Origin of the sequence: Pseudomonas sp. WS 5412, assembly GCF_012985615.1 — a bacterium.
GTDB classification, from domain to species: Bacteria; Pseudomonadota; Gammaproteobacteria; order Pseudomonadales; family Pseudomonadaceae; genus Aquipseudomonas; species Aquipseudomonas shahriarae.
The window spans coordinates 329,162-351,918 of the sequence record NZ_JAARMB010000004.1; the positions used below are offsets into that span (position 1 = coordinate 329,162).

The 22,757-nt window shown below is 61.4% G+C and carries 22 protein-coding genes and 1 pseudogene; 10 read left to right on the forward strand and 13 right to left on the reverse strand.

The annotated features are described in order from the left end of the window. Positions 1-8 precede the first annotated feature (8 nt). The 4 genes from HBR94_RS08470 to cpaB are packed head-to-tail and all read right to left on the reverse strand — an operon-like array spanning position 9 to position 4,636. A complete protein-coding gene (locus HBR94_RS08470) occupies positions 9-1,280 on the reverse strand; it encodes a CpaF family protein (protein ID WP_115127309.1) in 1,272 nt (423 codons plus the stop codon). Next, the gene (locus tag HBR94_RS08475; protein ID WP_170044505.1) at positions 1,277-2,470 is read right to left on the reverse strand and encodes a pilus assembly protein; all 1,194 of its coding nucleotides are present in this window, start codon (positions 2,468-2,470) and stop codon (positions 1,277-1,279) included. Before HBR94_RS08475 ends, HBR94_RS08470 begins: the two co-directional genes overlap by 4 nt. Beyond that, positions 2,467-3,669, reverse strand: a complete 1,203-nt coding sequence (locus HBR94_RS08480; protein ID WP_170044506.1) for a type II and III secretion system protein family protein — start codon at positions 3,667-3,669, stop codon at positions 2,467-2,469. The genes HBR94_RS08475 and HBR94_RS08480 overlap by 4 nt, the downstream gene beginning before the upstream one ends. A 19-nt stretch (positions 3,670-3,688) precedes the next feature. Continuing rightward, positions 3,689-4,636 (reverse strand): Flp pilus assembly protein CpaB, encoded by a 948-nt coding sequence (cpaB, locus tag HBR94_RS08485; protein WP_120731476.1) that lies wholly within the window; start codon positions 4,634-4,636, stop codon positions 3,689-3,691. Positions 4,637-4,969: 333 nt separating this feature from the next. Between cpaB and HBR94_RS08490 the strand changes: the two genes are divergently transcribed. Genes HBR94_RS08490 through HBR94_RS08500 form a run of 3 tightly spaced genes read left to right on the forward strand, consistent with a single transcriptional unit; the run spans position 4,970 to position 5,839 of the window. Continuing rightward, the gene (locus HBR94_RS08490) at positions 4,970-5,158 is read left to right on the forward strand and encodes a Flp family type IVb pilin (RefSeq protein ID WP_057437618.1); all 189 of its coding nucleotides are present in this window, start codon (positions 4,970-4,972) and stop codon (positions 5,156-5,158) included. Positions 5,159-5,213: 55 nt separating this feature from the next. Beyond that, positions 5,214-5,606 carry a response regulator gene (locus HBR94_RS08495; protein ID WP_057437620.1) on the forward strand — a complete coding sequence of 131 codons (393 nt, stop codon included), beginning with the start codon at positions 5,214-5,216 and terminating at the stop codon, positions 5,604-5,606. A 44-nt stretch (positions 5,607-5,650) separates the two neighbouring features. Beyond that, the gene (locus HBR94_RS08500) at positions 5,651-5,839 is read left to right on the forward strand and encodes a Flp family type IVb pilin (RefSeq protein ID WP_057958236.1); all 189 of its coding nucleotides are present in this window, start codon (positions 5,651-5,653) and stop codon (positions 5,837-5,839) included. 415 nt (positions 5,840-6,254) lie between these two features. Here HBR94_RS08500 and HBR94_RS08505 read toward each other — a convergent pair whose 3' ends face one another. The 4 genes from HBR94_RS08505 to HBR94_RS08520 form a co-directional block, all read right to left on the reverse strand. Next, on the reverse strand, positions 6,255-7,937 hold the full coding sequence (locus HBR94_RS08505) for a POTRA domain-containing protein (RefSeq protein WP_115127312.1): 1,683 nt from the start codon (positions 7,935-7,937) through the stop codon (positions 6,255-6,257). A gap of 166 nt (positions 7,938-8,103) precedes the next feature. Beyond that, complete coding sequence (locus HBR94_RS08510) at positions 8,104-9,795, reverse strand: collagen-like triple helix repeat-containing protein (RefSeq protein WP_170044507.1); 1,692 nt, start codon at positions 9,793-9,795, stop codon at positions 8,104-8,106. A gap of 312 nt (positions 9,796-10,107) precedes the next feature. Continuing rightward, positions 10,108-10,956 carry a MaoC/PaaZ C-terminal domain-containing protein gene (locus HBR94_RS08515; protein ID WP_120731480.1) on the reverse strand — a complete coding sequence of 283 codons (849 nt, stop codon included), beginning with the start codon at positions 10,954-10,956 and terminating at the stop codon, positions 10,108-10,110. 2 nt (positions 10,957-10,958) lie between these two features. Next, a complete protein-coding gene (locus HBR94_RS08520; RefSeq protein WP_057437632.1) occupies positions 10,959-12,311 on the reverse strand; it encodes a 3-oxoacyl-ACP reductase in 1,353 nt (450 codons plus the stop codon). Positions 12,312-12,416: 105 nt separating this feature from the next. Here HBR94_RS08520 and HBR94_RS08525 point away from each other — a divergent pair, with 105 nt between their 5' ends. Then, entirely contained in the window at positions 12,417-13,694 is a 1,278-nt protein-coding gene (locus tag HBR94_RS08525; protein ID WP_115127314.1) for an acetyl-CoA C-acetyltransferase, read from the forward strand. A 174-nt stretch (positions 13,695-13,868) separates the two neighbouring features. After that, complete coding sequence (locus HBR94_RS08530; protein WP_029297573.1) at positions 13,869-14,765, forward strand: PA4780 family RIO1-like protein kinase; 897 nt, start codon at positions 13,869-13,871, stop codon at positions 14,763-14,765. 75 nt (positions 14,766-14,840) lie between these two features. Here the strand turns inward: HBR94_RS08530 and cueR are convergent, their stop codons facing one another. Then, positions 14,841-15,242 (reverse strand): Cu(I)-responsive transcriptional regulator, encoded by a 402-nt coding sequence (gene cueR, locus HBR94_RS08535; protein WP_057437636.1) that lies wholly within the window; start codon positions 15,240-15,242, stop codon positions 14,841-14,843. Between the two features lie 260 nt (positions 15,243-15,502). Continuing rightward, positions 15,503-15,883 carry a hypothetical protein gene (locus tag HBR94_RS08540; RefSeq protein ID WP_057437637.1) on the reverse strand — a complete coding sequence of 127 codons (381 nt, stop codon included), beginning with the start codon at positions 15,881-15,883 and terminating at the stop codon, positions 15,503-15,505. Between the two features lie 147 nt (positions 15,884-16,030). On the opposite strand from HBR94_RS08540, the gene HBR94_RS08545 reads away from it, so the two are divergent. Next, positions 16,031-16,228, forward strand: coding sequence for a cation transporter (locus tag HBR94_RS08545; protein WP_057437639.1), 198 nt, complete (start codon positions 16,031-16,033; stop codon positions 16,226-16,228). Positions 16,229-16,314: 86 nt separating this feature from the next. Then, the gene (locus tag HBR94_RS08550) at positions 16,315-17,508 is read left to right on the forward strand and encodes a multidrug effflux MFS transporter (protein ID WP_057437641.1); all 1,194 of its coding nucleotides are present in this window, start codon (positions 16,315-16,317) and stop codon (positions 17,506-17,508) included. An 8-nt stretch (positions 17,509-17,516) separates the two neighbouring features. Here HBR94_RS08550 and HBR94_RS08555 read toward each other — a convergent pair whose 3' ends face one another. After that, positions 17,517-17,696 (reverse strand): hypothetical protein, encoded by a 180-nt coding sequence (locus tag HBR94_RS08555; RefSeq protein ID WP_057437642.1) that lies wholly within the window; start codon positions 17,694-17,696, stop codon positions 17,517-17,519. A gap of 149 nt (positions 17,697-17,845) precedes the next feature. Further along, complete coding sequence (locus HBR94_RS08560) at positions 17,846-18,859, reverse strand: zinc-binding alcohol dehydrogenase family protein (protein ID WP_170044508.1); 1,014 nt, start codon at positions 18,857-18,859, stop codon at positions 17,846-17,848. 122 nt (positions 18,860-18,981) lie between these two features. Between HBR94_RS08560 and HBR94_RS08565 the strand changes: the two genes are divergently transcribed. Next, on the forward strand, positions 18,982-19,908 hold the full coding sequence (locus HBR94_RS08565; RefSeq protein WP_057958244.1) for a LysR family transcriptional regulator: 927 nt from the start codon (positions 18,982-18,984) through the stop codon (positions 19,906-19,908). 137 nt (positions 19,909-20,045) lie between these two features. After that, positions 20,046-20,744 carry a helix-turn-helix transcriptional regulator gene (locus HBR94_RS08570; RefSeq protein ID WP_170044509.1) on the forward strand — a complete coding sequence of 233 codons (699 nt, stop codon included), beginning with the start codon at positions 20,046-20,048 and terminating at the stop codon, positions 20,742-20,744. A gap of 31 nt (positions 20,745-20,775) precedes the next feature. On the opposite strand, the gene HBR94_RS08575 is transcribed toward HBR94_RS08570, so the two are convergent. Next, positions 20,776-21,729 (reverse strand): adenosine deaminase, encoded by a 954-nt coding sequence (locus tag HBR94_RS08575; RefSeq protein ID WP_032859755.1) that lies wholly within the window; start codon positions 21,727-21,729, stop codon positions 20,776-20,778. A gap of 194 nt (positions 21,730-21,923) precedes the next feature. On the opposite strand from HBR94_RS08575, the pseudogene HBR94_RS08580 reads away from it, so the two are divergent. After that, positions 21,924-22,247 (forward strand): annotated as a pseudogene (locus tag HBR94_RS08580) (calcium:proton antiporter); the annotation flags it as partial. Between the last annotated feature and the right edge of the window lie 510 nt (positions 22,248-22,757).

Here is a 22,757-nt window from a genome sequence, read left to right on the forward strand (position 1 = left end):
TGACGCTCCTATAGCGGCAGGGCGGATTCGCGGCGCAGCTTGTCACCCGCCGGGTTGAGGGCCTCGCGCAGGAAGCCAAAGCCGGTGCGCCGGTCATGACGGAACAGGGTGTTGGTGACATACACGTCATCGCGCACACCCACCACTTCCACCACTTCGCTGACGCAACGCCGGCCATCGGGCAGGCGGGTCAGTTGGATCACCACATCCAGGGCCGCGCAGATCATCTGGCGCAGGGTTTTTTCGGCAACCACGCGACCGGTCAGGCCCACCAGGGTTTCCAGGCGCAACAGGGCGTCCTGGGCATTGTTGGCGTGCACGGTGCTCATGGAGCCGTCGTGGCCGGTGTTCATTGCGGTCATCACATCCAGCACTTCCACGCCACGGATCTCGCCGAGGATGATGCGGTCCGGGCGCATCCGCAGGGCGTTGCGGATCAGGTCGCTGGCCTTCACCTCGCCGTGCCCTTCGGCATTCGGCGGGCGGGTTTCCAGGCGCACCACGTGAGGGTGGCCCAGTTGCAGTTCGGCGACGTCTTCGATGGTCACCAGGCGTTCGTGGGGGTTGATCAACTGGCTGAGAATATTGAGCAAGGTGGTCTTGCCGGTGCCGGTACCGCCGCTGATCAGGATATTGCAGCGCTTGCCCACCGCCTCCTGGAAGAACTCGAAGATCGACTGGTCGATGGTCTGCATCGCCACCAGGTCGCTGCTTTTGAGCATGTCTTTGCGAAACTTTCGAATCGACAGGCACGGCCCGTCCAGGGCAATCGGCGGGATGATCGCATTGACCCGGCTGCCGTCGGGCAGCCGGGCATCGACCATCGGCGATGACTCATCCAGGCGCCGGCCCAGGGGGGCGAGGATGCGTTGCATGACCCGCTCCACATGGTGGGCGTCGATAAAACGCAGGTCGCTCTGGTGCAACAGGCCGTCCCGCTCGACAAACACCCTGTGCGGGCCATTGACCAGAATCTCGGTCACCGACGGGTCACGCAACAGCACTTCCAGCGGGCCGAAGCCGGTCAGTTCATCGACGATTTCTTCGGCCAGGCGCTCCATCTCATAACGGGAAATCGCCAGGTGCATGCGGGTGATGTATTCGGACACCTTGTCGATGACAAATTGCGCCAGGGATTGGCGCGAACCTTCCAGCAGGTTTTTCCCCGACTCTTCGATGGCGTCGATGATGTAGCGGTGCAGCACCAGTTTCAGACCGTCGTGATCCACCGCGCTGTTAAGCCCGCGAGCGGGGGCGCCAAAGAGTTTTTCGCTGTTCATTTGGTCGTCCCCAACAGCCGTTCAAACCAACGGGTGGAGGGTTTTTGCAGGCCTTCGGAACGCTTGGCCAGGCGTTCACCGAGGGTCTTGAGGTTTTGCGTCAGGGGCTCCCTGGGCGCCAGGCTGAATAAGGTTTGCCCCTGGTTCTTGGCGTTCAGGCGCACCTCGGGGCTGAACGGCAAAACCGCGATGGCTTCCAGGGCGAAGCTCTTTTCCAATGTATCAGTATCCGGCGCGGCACCTTTGAGGTAGCGGTCCACCAGCAGCTTGGCATGATCAAGCTTCATGCCTTTTTCCCGCCAATGGTTCAGCACGGCCAGGTTGCGCCGGCAGTCGAGGACGTTCTGGTCGGTACACCACAAAAGCTTGTCGCAGTGGCTGACAAAGGTGCGCAGGGCTTCGCTGTCGCGCTGGCCGGTGAGGTTCACCACGATGTGCTGGAAGTGTTGGCGCAAGGCACTGAGCAGCATGTACAGCTCAGCGGCGCTGGTCATTTCCAGCGGTTCGTCGTTTTCGGTGTAGGCGAGGATGCGCAGGCCGCCTTCGGTGGCGGTGAAGGCGCTGTTGATCAAGGTGGTGTCCAGGCGGCGCAAATGGCGCAGGGCATCGCCAAAGTTGAACGAACTTTCCAGGCCCAGCAGCGCCAGGCTGTCGCCACGGGGCAGGCCCAGGTCCAGCAGCAGGGTCTCTTGCCCGCTCTTCTGCACCACCATCGCCAGGTGGCTGGCCAGCAGCGCGCCGTCGGCATTGCCCTGGGTGCCATACAGCACCGTCAGGCCACCCAGGTGCGCATTGTGGGCGACTGGCGGCAAGCGTTTATTCAAGCGCCGCACCAGGCCGGCGACCTCACTGGAGCGTGAACCGTAGGCGGCAAAATCCCGCGCCCCGGCGCGCATCGCGTTGAGCACCAGTTGATTGTCCATGCCGTCGCCGAGGGCGACGATGGCCAGCATCGGCTTGGCTTCCAGCGCGCCCTCAATCAAGGCGCTCTGGGCGACCACATGCTCGCGGTCCAGGCCGACGAACACCAGGTTGGCGAAGGTTACGTCCACCAGGGCCAACAGTTCGTCGAGGCTGCCGCCACCGGCACTGACCACTTGGCCCAGGGGCGCCAGGGCCCCCTGCAGCCATTCCAGGTCGGTGGTGTTGCGGGTAATTGCCAGGAACGTCTGGCTCAGGCTATCGCTCATTGGGAAAGTCCTGTGTGTCGGTCGAAGTTGCCGTTTTCCAGGAAGTACAAGCGATACCAGTTGGGGTCGTAGTTGCGTAGTTTTTCACCGGGCAGGGACGGCAAACGGGCGTTGGCGGCCAGGGGTTGGACCAGGTGCGGGGTGACGATCATCAGCAGCTCTTTTTCCTCGCGGCTGACGTTGCTGTCACGGAAAAACGCGCCAAGGATCGGGATATCGCCCAGGCCAGGAAACTTGCTGATGGTGGAGCGGTTGTTATTGCTGATCAGGCCACTGATCACAAAACTTTCGCCATCGGCCAGGGAGACCGTGGTGTCGGTGCGGCGCACGGTCAGGGCCGGTACCTGGATGCCTTCTAACTCCAAGGCGTTGGCGTAATCCAGCTCGCTGACTTCCGGTGCGACCTTGAGGGAAATCCGCGTGCGGTCGATCACGGTGGGGGTCAGGGTCAGGCGGATACCGAACTCTTTGTACTCGATGGAGATCGTGTCGCTGCCGGCACTCGGCACCGGGATCGGCACTTCGCCGCCGGCAAGAAAGGTCGCGCTGTGCCCGCTCATGGCAACCAGGCTCGGACGTGCCAGGGTATAGGCAAAACCGCTGCGCTCCAGGGCGTTGATCATCGCCGAAAAGCGCCCGCCGCCGATGCCGATGTTAAAGCTTTCGTTGTCCAGCGGCAGGGCCCCCCCGGCTGTGCGCGGGCTGCCGAACAGGAAGTTGCGGGTGCCGCCAAAGATCGACGTACTGGCCTCCTTGAGCTTGGTGCGGCTGACTTCGACAAAGCGGATATCGGTCTGCACCTGGCTCGGCAGGGACGGGTCGTCGGAGGGCGACAGGGCCAGGCTGGTCAGGGTCGAGGTGGCCTTGCCCTTGACGAACACCATGCTCTGGCGCGGCGCGCTGGAGCAGTGGGTCCAGACCATCAGGCTGGTGGCGCCAGAGGCAACGCCGGTGAGCAGGAACGCACGATTCCCGTTGAGGTGCACGTCGGCGATTTTCGGGTCGCCGATGGCCAGGCGGGTAATAGGCACTGGCGATTGCAGGGTTTGTTGCAGGCCTTCACCGACCTCGACCACGGCCGGCAAGGCGCCCAGGTTGCTGCAGCTGTCGGTGGCGGCGAACGCCAGGCCCACAGGCAGGCTGGACAGCATCAGTGCCCAGGCCATTTGAGTGAACGCAGGTGCAAAACGTTGGCGCATTCAAGGCGTCCTTGTTCAATCAGGGATTTTGTTGGGTCGCTTGGTTACCGCGTATGACCTCGATGCCGGAGCGCCGGGGTTCGCTGGCGCCTGCGGCCTGGGCGACTCTTTTCGGCGTACCGAGCATGGCCAGTTGGGTGAACTGGTACAGCTCGCGATTGGCGCTTTGCAGTTTGGCGAAGGCCTCGTTGTCCCCGGCCCAGTACTGGCTCAGCAATTGTTCATCGGCACTGCGCACTGCCAGGCGCAAGGCGCCGACGCTGGTGGCCAGCATCAAGCGGCTCATCAACTGTTGCGGCACCGCCAGCACTACCGTCCGCGGCGGGCCTGCCTGACGTTGTGCCTGGCGGGCTTTTTCTTCATCGGTAGTGGGCGGCGCAACGGCGGGCTTGCCATCGTTGGTGGGGCCCAAGTTATCGCCCACACTGAGCAGGCGCAGGGCTGGCACGATGATCTGCGAGGTGGGCTCCGGATTAGTGCCTTCCGGGCGCAGGAACAGCAGCACATCCACATAATCCCCAGGGCTCAACTGGCCTGCGGCACCGATGACTTCATCGACGGCCACTGCCAGGGCGCGTTCGTCAGTGCGGATCATGCGGGCCAGTGGGCCACCGGCATTGAAGCTCGAATCGTCCAGCCAAGTGCCAGCGCTCAGGGCTCTCAAGGGCGTGCGGCCGATGGCCTGGTCGAGGCTGGTCAAGCTGCCAGCGGGTGCGGTGCGCAGCTTTTCCAGGGTCAGGTCGGTGGCGGTGAGGGCAACATACGGTGGCACATCATGGGCCAGTACCACCACCGATTGGCGGGTCTGGTCTTCGACGGCGGCGACGGTTTTTTCTACAGAAACACCAGAGGGCGCAGGCTCTGCAGCCGGCTCAGGCGGACGACTTAGCACCAGCCCCCAATAGCCTGCAAACAGCGCACCGATTAATAACAACCCGGCCAGGATCATGCTGACACGACTGTTCATGAAGGCTCTCCCTATCCTGTTGCTTGCACTACGGGCCCGTTTTTCCTAACGAGTTGATTTCGCAACCAGGCAGCTATGAACATCTAACGATTTCGCTATTTGACGGTAGCCGAGCTAAGACAAAATGCCATTAGCCACCACGATTTATTTTGGAACCCTCGCGCATTGCCTTAGACGCACAGGTTTATGGCGCCAAAATGGCGGCTAATACTTTGTGATTAATCCGTTCTTACAGTTGTTGAGGTGGGTTTTGTTGACAATGCTCTAGTGGCACGCGGCAATCACCGTGCAGCACTGCGATATCAGCGCAAGCAAGCGCAAAGGAGAAGTCATATGTTCCTTACCTTCATGATGAAACTCTACGTTCAACTCCAACTGTTCTTTCATCGCAAAGAGGGGGCGACGGCGATTGAGTACGTGATTCTTGTCGCGGTTATTGCGCTGGTCGTGCTGGCGGCCGGGCAACTGCTTGGGCCTCAGATCGCGGACATGTTCGAAAGAATCGGGGATGCCTTGAGCTGATTGGCAATAGAGCCTTGAGCAAGCCCATCAGTGATTGTCTTGGAAGGTATTGCTCATGAACGCTGTTGTTGCGAGCCGCCAGCAGATCCTGTTGGTGGATGACGAAGAAGAGGCCCTCGTTGAACTGGCGGAATCGCTGGGAGACGAGGGCTTCGTTTGTTTCTGCGCCAACTCCGTTACGGACGCATTGCAGGAACTGACACTGCATCCTGATATTGCGCTGGTCATTACCGACCTGCGCATGCCTGAAGAAAGCGGCATTTCCCTGATCAAGCGCTTGCGTGAGCACACCTCACGCCAGCACTTGCCCGTGATTGTCATGTCCGGTCATGCCGAAATGGATGATGTCAGTGACATGTTGCGGTTGCAGGTCCTGGACCTGTTTCGCAAACCGATCTATCTGGTTCGGTTGATCGACACTCTGAACAATCTGTTTCCCCGGGCGTAGGGAACAGTTGGCCTGTCCGTAGCGCCCTGCTGAGGAGATGCCCTATGTTGCCTGCCCTGCTGCTGAGGATGTATGCGTGGTCGATGCTGTTCTGGCGCCGGCGGGACGGTGCGACGGCTATCGAGTATGTGATTTTGATTGTGGTGATTGCGTTGGTGGTGTTGGCGGCTGGGAGGTTGTTGGGGCCGCAGATTGAGGCGTTTTTTGGCAAGGTGGGGGATGCGTTGACCTGAGTGCGATGGCCATAGGTATCTACACTGGGTTTGTGTACATATCCGTTGCTGCGGTCACGGCGGCTATTGGTTCCGCCCTTACGGCGGGTCACTTTCTAAGAGCGCGAAAGTAACCAAAGCGCTTTTGCCCCACCACTCGGTGCCTCGCCTAGGCTCGGCATGCCCGCAGTCAGGCATTGCTCCGTGGGCCCGCCGCGATCGGCCATCCATGGCCGTGTCGCGGCTACCCCGGCATCCATGCCGGGGTGCCCACTGCGCAATACCTGCCTGCGGCCAGCGTGGTTTAACGGGGCGCCTGAGATCAAGATCAAAAGCCAGATCAAAAGCAGAGCCACAACAACAGAGTCAGAGGGCGAAGCTGCGTTCCCTGTGGGAGCTGGCTTTTCGGGTCGCTACATCGCCGGCAAGCCGGTTCCTATAGCTGATAGCTAAAACTCAATGTGTAGCGCGGCCGCCGGTTAAAGCTATCCAATGCCATATCGGACATCGGCTTGGCCGCCTCCAGCGCTATGTTGTAGTACTTGGCATCGCCAAAGCGCACGCCAACGGCGGCGGATGACATGTCGCTGTCCTTGACCGGCAGGTTGTTGAACCAGGCCTTGGCGCGGTCGAGCACGACGTAGGGCTGCACGATTCTTACCCAATCGCCGGCGCGGTTGTAGCTGTAGTTCACCTCGTAGGCCACCCCCCAGCCCTTGTCGCCCGAGCCCTGGTCATCCGGGTAGCCTCGGCCGAAATTTTGCCCACCGAACACCGCACGTTCGCTGTCGGGCAAGGTGTCGTCGCTCCAGTACAGCGCTGCCGAGAGCACGCCTTGCCAGTTGTCGAAGAACTTGTCGCTCTGCACCCCGGACAGGCGCAGGCGGAAGAAGTCCAGGTCCGACTTTGTCCCCTCCAGGTCACTGCGCGTGTGGGCTCCCAGGCCGTCGATGCCCTGGTACAGGCCGGCGCTGAGGATGCGCAGTTGGCGATTGTCGGCCTTGCGCCAATCCCCTTCAAAGGCCAGCGCACGCAAGTCGGTTTCTACGTCAAAGCGTTGCGGGTAACCCACCAGTTGATAGCGAGTCTTGTCGTTCACCCCGTAGAAGCGGGTGCCGAGGGTCAGGGACTCGCTGGGCGAGGCGATCAGTGGGTGGCTCAGGCCGATGGAGAAGCGGTCGTTCTCGCGGTGCGGCTTGAGCGAGAAGCCGCCGTCCAGGCGGATATGGGTGCTAGGGTCGCTGCGATAGCGTGCGCCATACAGGCTCAGTTGTGTGCCTTCGGCGTTGATGAATTGGCTGTAGTCGAGCCGGTAGTAATGCTCTTTGTCTTCACCCGGCGGGAACAGGCCGCTGAGGCTCACTTGTTCGCCCATTGCCGTGTGGGAATTGCTGGTGCCGGCGATCAAGGCTTGCAGGCCGCCACGGCTGTCGTCGGTCATGCTCATGCTGCTGGTAAAGGGTTTGCGGCTGGCCTGGATGTTCATATGCGCGGCACCATCGGTGGTGCCCGGTGGCGGTACTTGCGCTTGCAGCGTGACGCCCGGAATGCGCCCCATCAAGGTGGTATAGCGCTCAAAGGTCTTACGGGTCAGCGGGCGTTCGGCCTGGAGTTTTTGCGCCAGTTTGTCGACGTAGGCCGAGACCGAACCAATGTCGCCTTGTACCTGGTAGTCCTTGATATAGCCCTCGACCAGCACCACGCGCACCAGGCCCTGTTCGAAGCGCTGGTCGGGCAGAAACGCGTAGGACAACAAGTAGCCATCCTGCTGGTAGCGGCGGGTGATGCTGCGGGTCGCTTCGATCAGTTGCGCGAGGTTGGTTTCACGGCCAATCAACGGCTCGAACACCTGTGCAACGTCCTTGAGCGGGTACACCGTGCCGCCTTCGATCTGCAGCTTGCGGATGGTGACTTTGGTGTCCATCAGTAGCGGTTGCGCTTGTGCGGCCGGGGTCTCGGGTAGCTGGGTCTGCGGCGTCACTGGGCGGTAGGCGTCGGCCGGCAGGTTGGGAACCGGGAGATTGCGAATGGTGTCGTTGCTGTTGAGGAAACTGGGTAGGGTCTCGGCGTGGACGTAGGCGCTGAGGGTGAGCAATAACAACGGGGTCAAGGCGCGCATAGGACACTCCATGGTCAAAACTGCAGCGGCATTTCGCAGGTTCCCACCGGGCTCTTGGACGCGGTTGGGAGTCCAATAAAAAAGACGAGAGACCCATTGGAATCTCTCGTCTCAACCAAGCGTAGGCGCTGTAGGGGAGGCCGTCTAATGGCCAGGTGCAATTCTTCTATTTGCCGGTCAGGCCCTTGAGCAGGCCGCCTACGCCGGTGTTTGCAGTGGCCGATCCAGACGCCGTGGCATTGGCGTTGATGTTCAGGCCGCCGAGCAGGCCACCGCCACTGCCGCTGGTGCCGCCGGTGACCAGACCACCCACTGAGGAGACCACTCCACCGACTGCGTTGACGGTCTGACCCACGGTGTTGGTGATCGGGTTGGCATTGGCTGCGGTGATGTTGCCGCCGAGGCCGCTGACTGCGCCGCTTACTTGAGTCACCAGGCCATTGACCGGTGCACCGATGCCGGTAGTGGTGCCGATGTTTTGGGTCAGGCTGCTGATACCTGAAGTCACAGGGTTCAGCGCCGCGCCCACATTGTTCGCAAGACCTGCGACCGGTGCGGTTGCCGCCGTGTTGGCGACGCCGTTGCCACCGATCACCGTGCCGAGCGAAGCCACCGTATTGCCCAATGCGCCACCTGCCACACCGCCCGCGCTGACGGTACCGTTGGTGTTGCCCGCATTCAGGCCGTTACCGACGTTGGCCACCAGGCCGCCCACCAGTTCAGGCAGACCGGAGGCTGGGGCGCTGCCACTGCCGGTTCCGGCAGACGGTGCGACATAACCACCTGCAGTGCCTGCTACCGCACCGACACCGCCGAGTACCGTGCCCAGGGCACCGGTCACCGGGTTGCCTGTGCCACCTGCGCCTGCCACCTGGGTGCCGAGGCCGGTGGCGGTAGAACCGACTTTATCCAGCAGGCCGTTGACCGGGTTGCCCAGGCCAGTGGCTTTGCCCAGATTGCCCGTGGTGTTTTCCACCAGCGAGACCACAGGCACCAGCACTTTGCCGCCCAGGGTGTTGGTGACCGATCCCAGGGGACCGGTGGTGCTGGCAGTGCTCAAGGTATCGCCGAGCATGGTGACCGCCTGGCCGACTTTATCCACCAGGCCACCGGCGGCCCCACCGACGCCGCCAGTAAGGCCGCCGACTACTGGGATACCGCCCAAGGTGGTCGACAGGGTTTTACCGGTGTTCGAAACCCCGGTGCCCAGGTCGGCAACGCCGTTGGCCACGCCGGCCACGGTAACGCCCAGGGAGTTGCTGTTAGTGCCCAGGGAACCCAGGCCATCGCCGACGCCAGTGCCGATGCTGCCGACTGCGGTGCCCACGCTGGTCACCAGGCCACCTGCCGTAGTGCCGACTACTGGAACGCCGCCAACGGTTGTGCCGATGCCACCAATGGCTGTGCCGACATTGCCGAGCGTGTCGCCCAGGTTGGCTGCAATCTGCCCGGTGACCAAGGGGCTGGTGGTCGAGCCAGTGCCGCCGCCAGTACCGCCACCTGTGCCGCCGCCAGTGCCGCCGCCGGTACCGCCACCAGTGCCGCCGCCAGTGCCACCGCCGGTACCGCCACCTGTGCCGCCGCCAGTGCCACCGCCGGTACCGCCACCAGTGCCGCCGCCAGTGCCACCACCGGTACCGCCACCAGTGCCGCCGCCAGTGCCACCGCCGGTACCGCCACCAGTGCCGCCGCCAGTGCCACCACCATCACCACCGCCGGTACCGGCACCGGCATCCGGGGAGGAGGATGCGACGCTGCTCTTATGACCGCCACCACCACTGCTGCAGCCTCCCAGGCTCATCGCCAGAATAAGGGCCAATGCAGTACTTGCCTTCCACAACACGACTTGAGTTTTCATGATGAGTTCCTTAGCACCTGGTACAGCCTTTGTTGGTTTCGCTAGTCCGCCCGTTCTTCAGCGAGCAATACATGCGTCCGTTGTGGCTATAACAGTCCTCGGTACTCTTTGTCGCAACGCTCAACTTGGTATTAACGATTTATATACAGGCAGGTTTATTCGTCTTGGTGACTAATACCAAAGGTATATAAGACGGCTTTTTGTTTGGGGTGATGTGTTTTAAATCAATGGCTTAAATAAGCTTGCGGGCTACCAATGACCCGCTATAACTTAGGGTGTATATATACAATTAATCAGCAAATTACCCCGGTTTCAGGCAATCGGCTGCCAATTCCCGAGCATATGTTCGATGTCGCCATCGCCCTTGAGTTGCAACTCGCCGCCGGAGCCGGGGGCACTGCTTAACAAGATGACCTGTCCAGGCAGCCGCACAGGTTTCTTGAACTCAACGTAGATCTCGATATTCGCCGCCGGCAGATGTTCATGCAGGGCCGCGACGGTGCGCGCCTTGTTCCACAGCCCATGGGCGATCGCCTGGGGGAAGCCGAACAGCTTGGCAGTGAGGGCGCTCAAGTGGATCGGGTTGTAGTCGCCGGATACTCGGGCGTACCGCCGACCGATGTCGGACGGCGCCTGCCAGCGGGTCAGTTCGCTGACGGTATTAGTTGTTGGCAGGGATTGCTCCGGCGTCTCCCCCTCGAGTTTCACCCCACGACAGAGCATTCGACTTTCGCCTTCCCACAGCAAGCCCAGGGAATCCTCGACGGTGGTGATCAAGTCAAAGGTCGCACCCTTGGCATGGGGTTGCAGGTTGCGCGTATGCACACTGACCCGCACCTCGCTGACCCCGCCCATGGGGCGGAATACGCGGATACGGTTGCTCAGATGCACCAGCCCCAACAGTGGGAAAGGAAATTCCCGGGCTGTCAGCAACTGCAACTGCAGGCCGAACGCCAGGATGTGCGGATAGGTCGCCGGCAGCATTGGGCTGTCGGCAAACCCGCAGACCTTGCGATAGGCCGCCACTGCCTCGGGATTGACCTGCACCCGGCAGTGCAGCCCAAAGTCGGGCAGGGTGGTACCGGTGATTTTGCGCTTGAGTGCGGCGCGCCAGTACAACGGTGGCAGCGCCGGGCTGCTGGGTAATGTGTGCCACAGCATCGTTATGCTCCCAGCAGGCTTTGCCCGCACACCCGCAACGCCTGACCACTGACCGCCCCCGAGCCTGGCTGGCCTAGCCAGGCCACTGCTTCGGCAACGTCCTGCGGCAGGCCGCCCTGGCCCAGGGAGCTCATGCGTCGCCCGGCTTCACGCAAGGCGAAGGGAATATGCGCAGTCATCTGGGTCTCGATAAAGCCCGGTGCCACCGCGTTGATGCTGATGCCGCGTTGCGCCAGCAACGGCGCCCAGGCTTGGGCCAGGCCGATCAGCCCGGCCTTGCTCGCGGCGTAGTTGGTTTGCCCGCGATTGCCAGCGATGCCGCTGATGGACGCGAGCAATACCACGCGGCCATTGTCGTGCAGGGTGCCGCTGTCGAGCAGGGCCTTGGTCAACACTTGCGGGGCGTTGAGATTGACCGCCAGCACCGCGTCCCAGTATTCCGGGGTCATATTGGCCAGGGTCTTGTCGCGGGTGATGCCAGCGTTGTGCACCACAATGTCGATGCCGTCCGGCAATTGCTCGATCAATTGCGTGGCCGCGTCATCGGCGCAGATATCCAAGGCAATGCCACGCCCGCCCAACCGTGCGGCGAGGGCGTCGAGATCGGCCTTGGCTTGCGGCACATCCAGCAACACAATTTCGGCACCGTCGCGCGCCAGGGTTTCGGCAATCGACGCGCCGATGCCACGGGCAGCTCCGGTCACCAGGGCCTTGCGCCCGGCCAGCGGGCGCGTCCAGTCGTGCACCTGGGTCGGGCAGGCGCTCAGGCGCAGCACTTGGCCGCTGATATAGGCACTTTTCGGCGAGAGGAAAAACCGCAGCGCACCTTCCAACTGATCCTCGGCGCCTTCTGCGACATACAGCAGTTGCAGGGTGCCGCCGTTGCGCAGCTCCTTGGCCAGGGACCGGCTGAAGCCTTCGAGGGCGCGCTGGGCGCTGGCGGCAAACGGCTCGTCGAGGCTTTCCGGGGCGCGGCCGAGAATCACCAAGTGTGCGCTGTGGTCGAGATTTTTCAGCAGCGGCTGAAAGAATTCGCGCAGTTGCTTGAGTTGGTCGGTGTGCTGCAAGTGGCTGGCGTCGAACAGCACCGCCTTGAGCTTGGGGCCATGCCCGGGAATCCACGGCGTGGCCTGCAACGGTTCGGGGCCGTAGCTGTAGATGGCCTCGGTGAGTTTATTGGCAAACCCCTGAACCTGGGCCGCGAGCGGGCCGCCGCCCAACAGCAGGGCGCCGTCCACCGGACGCAGGCGCCCGGCTTGCCAGCGCTCCAGGCGTACCGGGGACGGCAGGCCAATGGCCGAGACCAGGCGGTGGCCGAGGCTTGAGTTGGCGAAGTCGATATAACGGTCAGACATGGAACGCTCTCCGGCTGCTGGGGTTCAAAGGGTGGACCATCAATCGGTGACAGTCGTTCCTAGTCTAGGCTCAGGATTGCACCTACCACCTTCAGGGAGCTTTACATGACTCAGTTGCGCCGCGTCGCGATCATTGGCGGTAATCGTATCCCCTTCGCTCGTTCCAATGGCCCCTACGCCACAGCGAGTAACCAGGCCATGTTGACCGCCGCCCTGGAAGGTTTGATCGAGCGCTACAACCTGCACGGTCTGCGCATGGGCGAGGTAGCCGCAGGTGCAGTGCTCAAGCACTCGCGGGATTTCAACCTGACCCGCGAATGCGTGCTGGGCTCGCGCCTGTCGCCACAAACCCCGGCCTATGACATTCAACAGGCCTGTGGCACCGGGCTGGAAGCGGCGCTGCTGGTGGCCAACAAGATTGCCCTGGGGCAGATCGAATGCGGGATTGCCGGCGGCGTCGACACCACCTCCGACGCGCCCATTGGCGTCAATGAGGGGTTGCGCAAAATCCTGCTGCAAGCCAATCGCAGCAAATCCATGGCGGATAAATTAAAAGTCCTGTTACAACTTCGTCCGCAACACCTCAAGCCGGAACTGCCGCGCAATGGCGAGCCGCGTACTGGCCTGTCCATGGGCCAGCACTGCGAGCTGATGGCGCAGACCTGGCAGATTCCCCGCGCCGAACAGGACCAACTGGCCCTGGAAAGCCACCAGAAGATGGCTGCGTCCTACGCCGAGGGCTGGCACAACGATTTGCTCACGCCGTTTCTCGGCCTGACCCGCGACAATAACCTGCGCCCGGACCTGACCCTGGAAAAACTCGCCAGCCTCAAACCAGCTTTTGAACGCAGCGAAAAGGGCACCCTCACCGCCGGCAACTCCACCCCCCTGACCGATGGCGCGTCCCTGGTGTTGTTGGGCAGCGAAGCCTGGGCCAAGGAGCGTGGCCTGCCGATCCTCGCCTACCTGCGCGATGGCGAGGCGGCGGCGGTGGATTTCGTCAACGGCGCCGAAGGGCTGTTGATGGCGCCGGTGTATGCCGTGCCACGCCTGCTGGCGAGAAATGGCCTGACACTGCAGGATTTTGATTACTACGAAATTCACGAGGCCTTCGCTGCCCAGGTGTTGTGCACACTCAAGGCCTGGGAAGATGCCGATTACTGCAAGACCCGCCTGGGCCTGGACGCGCCGTTGGGCGCTATCGACCGCAGCCGCCTTAACGTCAAGGGCAGCTCCCTGGCGGCCGGACACCCGTTTGCCGCCACCGGTGGGCGTATCGTCGCCAACCTGGCCAAGCTGCTGGATGCGGCGGGCAAGGGGCGCGGGCTGATCTCGATCTGCGCGGCGGGCGGGCAGGGTGTGACAGCGATCATTGAGCGCTGATCTCGGCTATCATCCGAACGCCTTGGGCAATAACGGCTTTGTCGGATTAATCTGGCATATTGGATGCATTCTTTAGCAGATCAAAGCTCGTTACCCTCTCCCCGCTGTGCGAGGATTGCCGTATAACGAGTGCCATACGCGTGTTTGGTAATAAAGGACCCACAATAAAAGCTGATGAAGACTCCTAAACGCATTGAACCCCTGATCGAGGACGGTCTGGTCGACGAAGTGCTGCGCCCACTTATGAGTGGTAAAGAAGCAGCTGTTTATGTGGTGCGCTGCGGCAACGAGTTACGTTGCGCCAAGGTCTACAAGGAGGCGAATAAACGAAGTTTTCGTCAGGCGGCCGAATACCAGGAAGGCCGCAAGGTCCGTAACAGCCGACAGGCCCGGGCCATGGCCAAGGGCTCCAAGTTCGGCAAGAAAGAAACCGAAGACGCGTGGCAGAACGCCGAAGTAGCGGCGCTGTTTCGCCTGGCCGGTGCGGGCGTTCGTGTGCCCCAGCCCTACGACTTCCTCGAAGGCGTGTTGCTGATGGAGCTGGTGGCCGATGAATACGGTGACGCGGCGCCACGTCTGAACGACGTGGTCCTGGAACCGGATCAGGCCCGTGAGTATCACGCCTTCCTGATCTCGCAGATCGTGCTGATGCTGTGTACCGGCCTGGTGCACGGTGACCTTTCGGAGTTCAACGTGCTGTTGACGCCGACCGGCCCCGTCATTATCGACCTGCCGCAAGCGGTGGATGCGGCGGGTAACAACCACGCATTCACCATGCTGGAGCGGGACGTGGGCAACATGGCTTCGTATTTCGGGCGCTTTGCCCCGGAATTGAAGACCACCAAGTACGCCAAGGAAATGTGGGCGCTGTACGAAGCCGGCACCTTGCACCCGGCCAGCGTGCTGACCGGCGAGTTCGACGAGCCGGAAGAGTTGGCGGATGTGGGCGGCGTGATGCGCGAGATCGAAGCGGCACGGCTCGACGAAGAGCGGCGCCAGGCGATCCGTGCGGCGGATGATGCGCCACCGGGCAAACCGGCGGAAGAACCGCCACCGCCTTGGATGCAGTGACCTTCAGGTCACTGGCAATGTAAATGTGGGAGCTGGCTCCCACATTGGGTTTTGTGGGCGGTCAGTGATACCCCGTCACTTGCAACAACCGCCCGCTGCCAACTCCTTGAGAATCGGACAGTCCGGCCGGTGATCGCCCTGGCAGTGCTCCATCAGGTCCTGCAATGTATCGCGCAGTTGCCCCAACTCGCGGATCTTGTGGTTCAACTCTTCAATATGCTGTCGAGCCAACGCCTTGACGTCGGCACTGGCCCGTTGCCGGTCCTGCCACAGTTCCAGCAACTTGCCGACCTCCTCCAGGGAAAACCCCAGATCCCTCGAACGCTTGATGAATGCCAGGGTGTGCAGGTCGTCGTGGCCATATAGGCGATAGCCGCTGTCGCTGCGATTGGCCGGTTTAAGCAGGTTGATGGATTCGTAATAGCGAATCATCTTGGCGCTCAAGCCGCTTTGCCGGGCTGCCAGACCGATGTTCATGGGCGGTGATCCTCAAGATCCTTGGGTTTCCAGGTTTCAACAGCAGCGCATTGCTCACCATGTCCGCGCTGGACAGGGTCCGTAGCAGGTCGAGCAGGCCGAACCAGTTGGACACAACAGCCCCGAATGGATGCTGCCCAATTTTGCGCAGATCTCGCGGCCGGCGGTTGCGCTTTGCGGCAGTCTTCCGGGAAATGTTAGCTGTAGGATCAACCTTGACCTTAGGGGAAGGTCAAGCTCCATTGTTTGCCTGGCGTGGATTAATAGCCCAGCTTTGCCGCCTTGAGGTACATGCCGTCCGCACCCTGGGCAATGCGCAGTTTGCGCACATCGCCTGCCTTCAACTCGATGTGTTGTGCCTTGGGCGCCAGCAATCCCGGCAGGCAGCCTGGGGCTTGGCCTGGTAGTAGCTTGAGGCGCAGCGAGACCGGGCCTGCGGGGAAGTTGAACGAGGTGGATTGCTCCTGGAACAGCCGCCCGGCCAACTGGTCATTGACGTACAGGCCAATCTCGCAATTGGTGGGGACTTCCAGGCGCTCCCTGGAAATGATCAGCACCGCATAATCCTCGGCCGCGCTGGCCTGGGGGGCGGCGGCGAACAGGCTCAACAGGCTCACAAGGCCAAAAAGCGACCAGCGCATGGTGAATTCTCCGGGTTTCAAATCGTGGATGGTTGCAGCTTGGCCGACGCCGCCAGGGAATACCAGCCCGGCTGTTGTTTTCGGCGCTTGACCTTGCCATCGTGGCAAGGATGAAACTGGGTGCAACCTCACTTAAGGAGTCATGTCATGCAAATATTCAGCGTTGAAGGAATGACCTGCGGCCACTGCGTTCGTGCCGTCACCCAAGCCGTTCAGGCCCTGGACCCGGCAGCCAGTGTGAAGGTCGATCTGGGCGCCAAGGAAGTGGGGGTGGAAAGTCGTTTGTTACCGGAAGAAGTGATCCGCGTGATTACCGATGAAGGCTACAGCGCCAAGCTCGCCTGATTATTTAATAGTTAGCGAGCTATCGTAATGTTCAAGGCACCCAAGCGCGGCTAGACTGTCGGGCTGCCGACTCTTTTGGGTGCCTGATGAACCTTCGCATACTCCTCATTCTGGGGGCCTTGAGCGCATTTGCGCCGCTGGCCATCGACTTTTATCTGCCGGGCTTCCCGGCCATGGCGGTGGCGTTCGGCACCGACGAAAAACATATCCAGTTGACCCTGGCGGTGTACTTCACCGGGCTTGCGGTCGGTCAATTGATCTATGGGCCGCTGGCGGATCGTTTTGGCCGGCGCGTCCCGCTATTGAGTGGTGTCACCCTGTTCACCTTGGCCTCCCTGGCGTGCGCCTATGCGCCGTCCCTGGAGTGGCTGATCGGTGCGCGCTTCGTCCAGGCCCTGGGCGGGTGTGCGGGCATGGTGATTTCCCGGGCGGTGGTCAGCGACAAGTGCGACGCGGTGGGTTCGGCCAAGGTCTTTTCGCAGTTGATGCTGGTGGTCGGGCTGGCGCCGATCCTGGCGCCGATGCTCGGTGGGGTGATGGTCAGCCTGTGGGGCTGGCAGTCGATCTTCCTGGCGTTGACCCTGTTCAGCGTCGGTGCGGGTGTGGCAGTGGCTGTCGGTCTGCCGGAGAGTTTTCCGGCCCATCAACCTCGGCAGCCGCTGTCCGGAGCGTTGCGCCAGTACGGGCGCCTGCTGGCCGACCGCGTATACCTGGGGTATGCCGTGACCGGCGGCATCGCGATTGGCGGGATGTTTGCCTACATTGCCGGTTCGCCTTTCGTCTTTATCAAGCTGTACGGCGTGCCGGCTGAGCATTATGGCTGGCTGTTCGGCACCAATGCCGCGGGCTTTATCCTGGTGGCGCAGGTCAATGCGCGGCTGCTGTCCAAGCGCGGGCCGGCCTTTCTCCTGACCCGTACAGTATGGGTTTACCTCGCGGCAGCGCTGGCGTTGTTGGCCGTCAGTGCCTTGCATACCGAAGCACTGTGGCCGCTGCTGGTGCCGCTGTTCCTGTGTATCGCCAGCCTGGGCTGCATCATGCCCAATACCTCGGCGTGCGCCATGAACGGCCAGGGCGCGCGGGCCGGCAGCGCCTCGGCACTGCTGGGCTGCATCCAGTTTGGTGTGGCGGCAGGTGCGGCATCGTTGGTCGGCGCATTGCACGACGGCACGGCCATGCCGATGTCGATCGTCATCAGCCTGTGCGGAGTGTTGGCGGTAGTGGTGGCCATGTGGACCCAGCGCCTGCAGCGGCAGCGAGCCTTGCAAGCGCAGGTCTGACAGTCTTTTCAGCCCGTAGCGCGCTGCTGGTTTTCGGGAAACCGGTGGGGCGCCTGGATCCGGTTTTGCAGGGTGTTGGCGAAGGCGCGGGCCTCGGCTTCACTGCGGAAGGTAAAGGCGTCCTGGTCCAGGCGGACCTGCCATTTGTTGCCTTGGGATTTTGCTAACGCTTTTATCAGGATCTTCATTGCTGACTTCCTCACGTAAAAGATTGCGTGGCAAAGGCGGCCAATATAAACCCGAAGACGCTCAAAAATATGACAAGGATCAAGTGTCTGACTAGCGGTGCCGTCCGTTGCCCACAGGTGGAACGGACGACACTGACAGAGCCCGCTTCTTAGAAGCCTTCCAGCACAATCTTGCCCTTGGCCTTGCCGCTTTCCAGCAAAGCATGGGCGCGGCGCAGGTTCTCTGCGTTGATCACGCCGAAGTGCTCGCCCACCGTGGTTTTCAGGGTGCCGGCATCGATCAGCTCGGCCACTCGATTGAGCAGGTTGTGTTGCTCGATCATGTCGGCAGTCTCGAACATCGAGCGGGTGTACATGAATTCCCAGTGCAGCGACAGGCTCTTGCGCTTGAGCTTGAGCACATCCAGCGACTTGGGGTCATCAATCAGTGCCAGTTTGCCTTGGGGCGCGAGCGCTTCGACCAACTGGTCCAGGTGCTGGTCGGTCTGGGTCAGGCTGGCGACGTGGGTCACCTGTGGGTGGCCTACGCGCTTGAGCTCTTCGCTCAGTGGCTGGCTGTGGTCGACTACCAGGTCAGCGCCCAGGTCCTTGGCCCAGGCCTGGGTTTGCGGGCGCGAGGCGCTGCCGATCACCTTGAGTGCGGTGAGTTGCGCCGCCAATTGGGTGAGGATCGAACCTACGCCACCGGCAGCGCCGACAATCAGCAGGCTCTGGCCTTGATCGGTCTTGCCTTCAGGCACTTGCAAGCGCTCGAACAGCAGTTCCCAGGCGGTGATGGCAGTCAGCGGCAGGGCTGCGGCTTCGGCAAACCCCAGGCTCTTGGGCATATGGCCGACGATGCGCTCATCGACGGTGTGCAGTTCGCTGTTGCCACCCGGGCGGGTCAGGGAGCCCGCATAAAACACTTTGTCGCCGGCCTTGAACAGCGTCACTTCACTGCCCACGGCCTTGACCACACCGGCCACGTCCCAGCCCAGCACTTTGGCCGCGCCGTTTTCCGGGGTGACGTTCTGGCGGATCTTGGTATCCACCGGGTTGACCGAGATGGCTTTGACTTCTACCAGCAGGTCGCGTGGCCCGGCCACCGGCTCAGGCAACTGGATATCTTGCAGGGACTTGGAGTCGTTGATTGGCAATGCGGCATAGTAGGCGATGGCTTTCATGGCAAGTTCCAGGAAGGGCGGAATGGGATGGTTAGATCATTAGCTATTTCTCTTGCAGATAAAACCCGCTAAAAGAGCAGTCTCTTTCAATGGTTTTTTGATAATCCCTCGGGGCGGTGGTCATGCTGCGTTTTGATGATTTGCAGTTGTTCGTACGTGCGGCGGATTTGGGGAGTTTGTCGGCCGCCGCACGGGTCATGGATATGTCGGCGGCGGTGGCCAGCGCAGCGTTGAAACGCATTGAGCAACAATTGGGCGCGCGCTTGCTGGCACGTTCTACTCGCAGCCTGCGCCTGACTGCCGAGGGCGAGGGTTTCTTGCAATACGCCCGCGGTGCCTTGAGCCAACTGGATGAAGGCCGGCGCCTGCTGGCCAGCAGCCAGGACCATGTCAGTGGTGTTTTGCAACTGTCGGCGCCTTCGGACTTCGGCCGCAACCTGCTGTTGCCGTGGCTGGACGAATTTCAGCGCGAGCACCCGCAATTAAGTGTGCGCCTGCTACTGGGCGACCGGATTGCCGACCTGTTCCGCCAGCCGGTGGATATCGCCTTGCGCTATGGCGAACCCGAGGATTCGAGCCTGGTGGCCTTGCCGGTCGCGCCGGACAATCGCCGGGTGCTCTGCGCCGCGCCCAGCTACCTGGCCCGGCATGGCGAGCCGCGCCACCTGGAGGAACTGGCCCAGCACAACTGCCTGCTGTACATGCTCGGTAGCCGAGTGCATGACCATTGGAGCTTTCAGGATGGCAAACGGGAAATCAGTCTGACGGTTACCGGTGACCGCTTCAGTGACGATGCCGATGTGGTGCGGCGCTGGGCCGTGGCCGGGGTGGGGATTGCCTATAAGTCCTGGCTGGATGTCAGCGCCGACGTACTGGCAGGCCGCCTGCGGTTGCTCTTGCCGGAGCTGCAGGGTGAGCGCACACCGCTCAATCTGCTGTGCGCCCATCGCGCGCAGTTGAGTAAGCCGATCAACCTCCTGCGTGAAATGCTCGTGGCACGTTGTGGGAAGTTGAGTGCGCAGTTGCCTGAACAGCAAGGGACTACGTAATAACCCCAGGGAATTCAGGAAATTTCAGGCAAATGCTGTCGCTGATTTGGCTGTAAGACGCCACGGAATCTGCTGCTTACACACTTATACTTTTCCGCGAAATGGAGCAGACCAACGAATCTACAGGGAGTGAATACATGGAACAGGCACCTTGCATCAGCCAGATCGCCACCTTGCTGGCCGACCCCAAACGCGCCGCGATGATCTGGGCGTTGATGGACGGCTCGGCCAAGCCGTCCGAAGAACTGGCGATGCTGGCGGGGTTATCCGCGTCATCGGCCAATGCGCATCTGGCGCGATTGGCGGCGGGTGGATTGCTGCGCATTGAAGCCCGGGGGCGCAAACGCTTCTTTCGCATGGCGGCGGCCGATGTGAGCGCGGCAGTCGATGCGCTGGCCAGTACCACCATGGCCAGTGTGGCGCGCAGTGCAGTCGGCCTGCCGGTGGCGGCCTTGCTGGCACCGTCGTCGTTGCGTCATGCGCGGCTTTGTCATGACCATCTGGGGGGTGAAATGGCGGCAGCACTCTATCAACGCATGGTGTTGGCGAAGTGGGTTGAACGCTTCGAACAGCGGCTTCACGTGACGCCGTTGGGCGCACGCCAATTGGCCGAGCGTGGCATTTACACCCAGGCCCTGGCGCAGCACAGTTACTCGACGATGGCTTGTGATTGTTTTGACTGGAGCGAGCAGCAACCGCACCTGGGCGGGGCATTGGGGGCGGGATTGTTGCAGTTGTTCATGCAGTCACGCTGGCTGACGGTGATCAATGAGTCGAGCGTACTGCAGGTCACCGAGACCGGGCGCCTGGAAATTGCCCGGATGGCGGCCTTGTAGGAGCCGGAAAACCGGCCCCTACAGGGTTTGGTCAGGGCTTGACCAGGCGTGCATCCAGGCTGTTTTGCGCCAGGCGGCGGGCCTGGTCCTGGGTCATGCCCAGCGAGGTGTGCAGCGCGTGGAAGTTCTCGGTGACATAACCGCCGAAGTACGCCGGGTCATCCGAGTTCACCGTGACCTTCACCCCACGCTCGAGCATGTCGAGGATGTTGTGCTGGGCCATGTCGTCGAACACGCACAGCTTGGTGTTGGACAGCGGGCACACGGTCAGCGGGATCTGCTCGTCGATGATCCGCTGCATCAGGCGCTCGTCTTCAATGGCGCGCACACCATGGTCGATGCGCTGGATCTTCAGCAGGTCGAGGGCTTCCCAGATGTACTCCGGCGGGCCTTCCTCACCGGCATGGGCGACGGTCAGGAAACCTTCGCCACGGGCGCGATCGAATACGCGCTGGAACTTGCTTGGCGGGTGGCCCATTTCCGAGCTGTCCAGGCCTACGGCGACAAACGCATCCCGGAACGGCAGCGCCTGGTCGAGGGTTTTTTGCGCTTGCTCTTCGCTCAGGTGGCGCAGGAAGCTGAGGATCAGGCCGCTGGTGATGCCCAGTTGCTGCTCGCCATCTTTGAGCGCGCTGGCGATGCCGTTGAGCACCACTTCAAACGGGATCCCCCGGTCGGTGTGGGTCTGCGGGTCGAAGAACGGTTCGGTATGGATCACGTTCTGCGCCTTGCAACGCAGCAGGTAGGCCCAGGTCAGGTCGTAGAAATCCTGGGAGGTGCGCAATACATCGGCGCCCTTGTAGTAGAGGTCGAGAAACTCCTGCAGGTTATTGAAGGCGTAGGCCTTGCGCAGGGTTTCGACGTCGTTCCACGGCAGCGCGATTTTGTTGCGTTCGGCCAGGGCGAACAGCAACTCGGGCTCCAGCGAGCCCTCCAGGTGCAGGTGCAGTTCGGCCTTGGGCAGGGCATTGAGCCAGTCGTACATGGGTGCGTTCTCATCAGGTGCAATGGCGGCATTCTACAGGCCAGGGCGCAAATAATCGGTAAAACCTGACCGAGCGGTAAGCATTGTTCGTGCCTGCGGCAATGGGCGAATGAACTAAGGTGTAACGAAACGTTAGCGATACGCCGCAGTCTGTACCCCATCAATGACTGATTTGCCGCTCGAAAAGGCCCGTAATGCTCACATCCCTCAAGCAAGAAAAGTACATGTGGCTGGCGCTGATCGCCGCCCTCGCGGCCTACCCTCTGGAGCACAGGTTGTTGCACAGTGGACAGGTGACGGCCCTGCTCGGCGGCCTGGTGCTGATCGGTTTTATCGTCATGGCCTCGATGCGCGTGGCCCACCATGCCGAACTGCTCGCCGAAAAGGTCGGCGACCCCTACGGCACCATGATCCTGACCCTGGCGGCGGTGCTGGTGGAAGTGGTGATCCTGGCGATCATGATGAGCAACGAGGCATCGCCGACCCTGGTGCGTGACACGATCTACTCAGCCGTAATTTTCTAGACAGACACCGCCTTGGTGTCAAAGCCCTTAGGCTTTGACACGCTCTTGCTTCTGTCTTTAAAGCAGTTAAAGCCTGCTTTTGATTGGGAGTGCTCTTGCCTTGACCTTCCTGACACACCCCGATCTAGGGCATATCCCGGAAGCCCGGAAATTTTCCTCGGCCAGTGTCTGCGACTCTGATTGAGGTCTATGGATAACTTACTGCGTAGTGAGCATCCTTGCCCTGAGCTCATACAACATCAGCGACATACGGCTAACTGTTAGGCGTTTGGCTGAGCGGAAAGAAATGGAGTTACGTAGGTGACGAACTCTACATGAGGAGTGCGATGCTCATCCCACCTTGGAGGGTTTGAGGCCGGTCGATGGCGTAAGTCGCATTGTAGTGGTCAACTCATCCCGGACACGGTTTTGAGTTTTTCTTCCGTTTTCGCTGGGGCCAATCCATCGTTAAATTGATGAGGTCGGATCCAGTTGTAGTGATGCATCAGGTACTGGCTAATGTCT

Excerpts from the sequence above, each read along its gene's own strand:
- HBR94_RS08480 (WP_170044506.1), bottom strand. The coding sequence starts at position 3,669 with ATGCGCCAACGTTTTGCACCTGCGTTCACTCAAATGGCCTGGGCACTG.
- HBR94_RS08545 (WP_057437639.1), top strand. The coding sequence starts at position 16,031 with ATGCAAATATTCAGCGTTGAAGGAATGACCTGCGGCCACTGCGTTCGT.
- HBR94_RS08515 (WP_120731480.1), bottom strand. The coding sequence starts at position 10,956 with ATGCTGTGGCACACATTACCCAGCAGCCCGGCGCTGCCACCGTTGTAC.
- HBR94_RS08490 (WP_057437618.1), top strand. The coding sequence starts at position 4,970 with ATGTTCCTTACCTTCATGATGAAACTCTACGTTCAACTCCAACTGTTC.
- cpaB (WP_120731476.1), bottom strand. The coding sequence starts at position 4,636 with ATGAACAGTCGTGTCAGCATGATCCTGGCCGGGTTGTTATTAATCGGT.
- HBR94_RS08520 (WP_057437632.1), bottom strand. The coding sequence starts at position 12,311 with ATGTCTGACCGTTATATCGACTTCGCCAACTCAAGCCTCGGCCACCGC.
- HBR94_RS08540 (WP_057437637.1), bottom strand. The coding sequence starts at position 15,883 with ATGCGCTGGTCGCTTTTTGGCCTTGTGAGCCTGTTGAGCCTGTTCGCC.
- HBR94_RS08570 (WP_170044509.1), top strand. The coding sequence starts at position 20,046 with ATGGAACAGGCACCTTGCATCAGCCAGATCGCCACCTTGCTGGCCGAC.
- HBR94_RS08565 (WP_057958244.1), top strand. The coding sequence starts at position 18,982 with ATGCTGCGTTTTGATGATTTGCAGTTGTTCGTACGTGCGGCGGATTTG.
- HBR94_RS08530 (WP_029297573.1), top strand. The coding sequence starts at position 13,869 with ATGAAGACTCCTAAACGCATTGAACCCCTGATCGAGGACGGTCTGGTC.
- HBR94_RS08555 (WP_057437642.1), bottom strand. The coding sequence starts at position 17,696 with ATGAAGATCCTGATAAAAGCGTTAGCAAAATCCCAAGGCAACAAATGG.
- HBR94_RS08525 (WP_115127314.1), top strand. The coding sequence starts at position 12,417 with ATGACTCAGTTGCGCCGCGTCGCGATCATTGGCGGTAATCGTATCCCC.
- HBR94_RS08475 (WP_170044505.1), bottom strand. The coding sequence starts at position 2,470 with ATGAGCGATAGCCTGAGCCAGACGTTCCTGGCAATTACCCGCAACACC.
- HBR94_RS08575 (WP_032859755.1), bottom strand. The coding sequence starts at position 21,729 with ATGTACGACTGGCTCAATGCCCTGCCCAAGGCCGAACTGCACCTGCAC.
- HBR94_RS08510 (WP_170044507.1), bottom strand. The coding sequence starts at position 9,795 with ATGAAAACTCAAGTCGTGTTGTGGAAGGCAAGTACTGCATTGGCCCTT.
- HBR94_RS08495 (WP_057437620.1), top strand. The coding sequence starts at position 5,214 with ATGAACGCTGTTGTTGCGAGCCGCCAGCAGATCCTGTTGGTGGATGAC.
- HBR94_RS08560 (WP_170044508.1), bottom strand. The coding sequence starts at position 18,859 with ATGAAAGCCATCGCCTACTATGCCGCATTGCCAATCAACGACTCCAAG.
- HBR94_RS08470 (WP_115127309.1), bottom strand. The coding sequence starts at position 1,280 with ATGAACAGCGAAAAACTCTTTGGCGCCCCCGCTCGCGGGCTTAACAGC.
- HBR94_RS08550 (WP_057437641.1), top strand. The coding sequence starts at position 16,315 with ATGAACCTTCGCATACTCCTCATTCTGGGGGCCTTGAGCGCATTTGCG.
- HBR94_RS08505 (WP_115127312.1), bottom strand. The coding sequence starts at position 7,937 with ATGCGCGCCTTGACCCCGTTGTTATTGCTCACCCTCAGCGCCTACGTC.
- HBR94_RS08500 (WP_057958236.1), top strand. The coding sequence starts at position 5,651 with ATGTTGCCTGCCCTGCTGCTGAGGATGTATGCGTGGTCGATGCTGTTC.
- cueR (WP_057437636.1), bottom strand. The coding sequence starts at position 15,242 with ATGAACATCGGTCTGGCAGCCCGGCAAAGCGGCTTGAGCGCCAAGATG.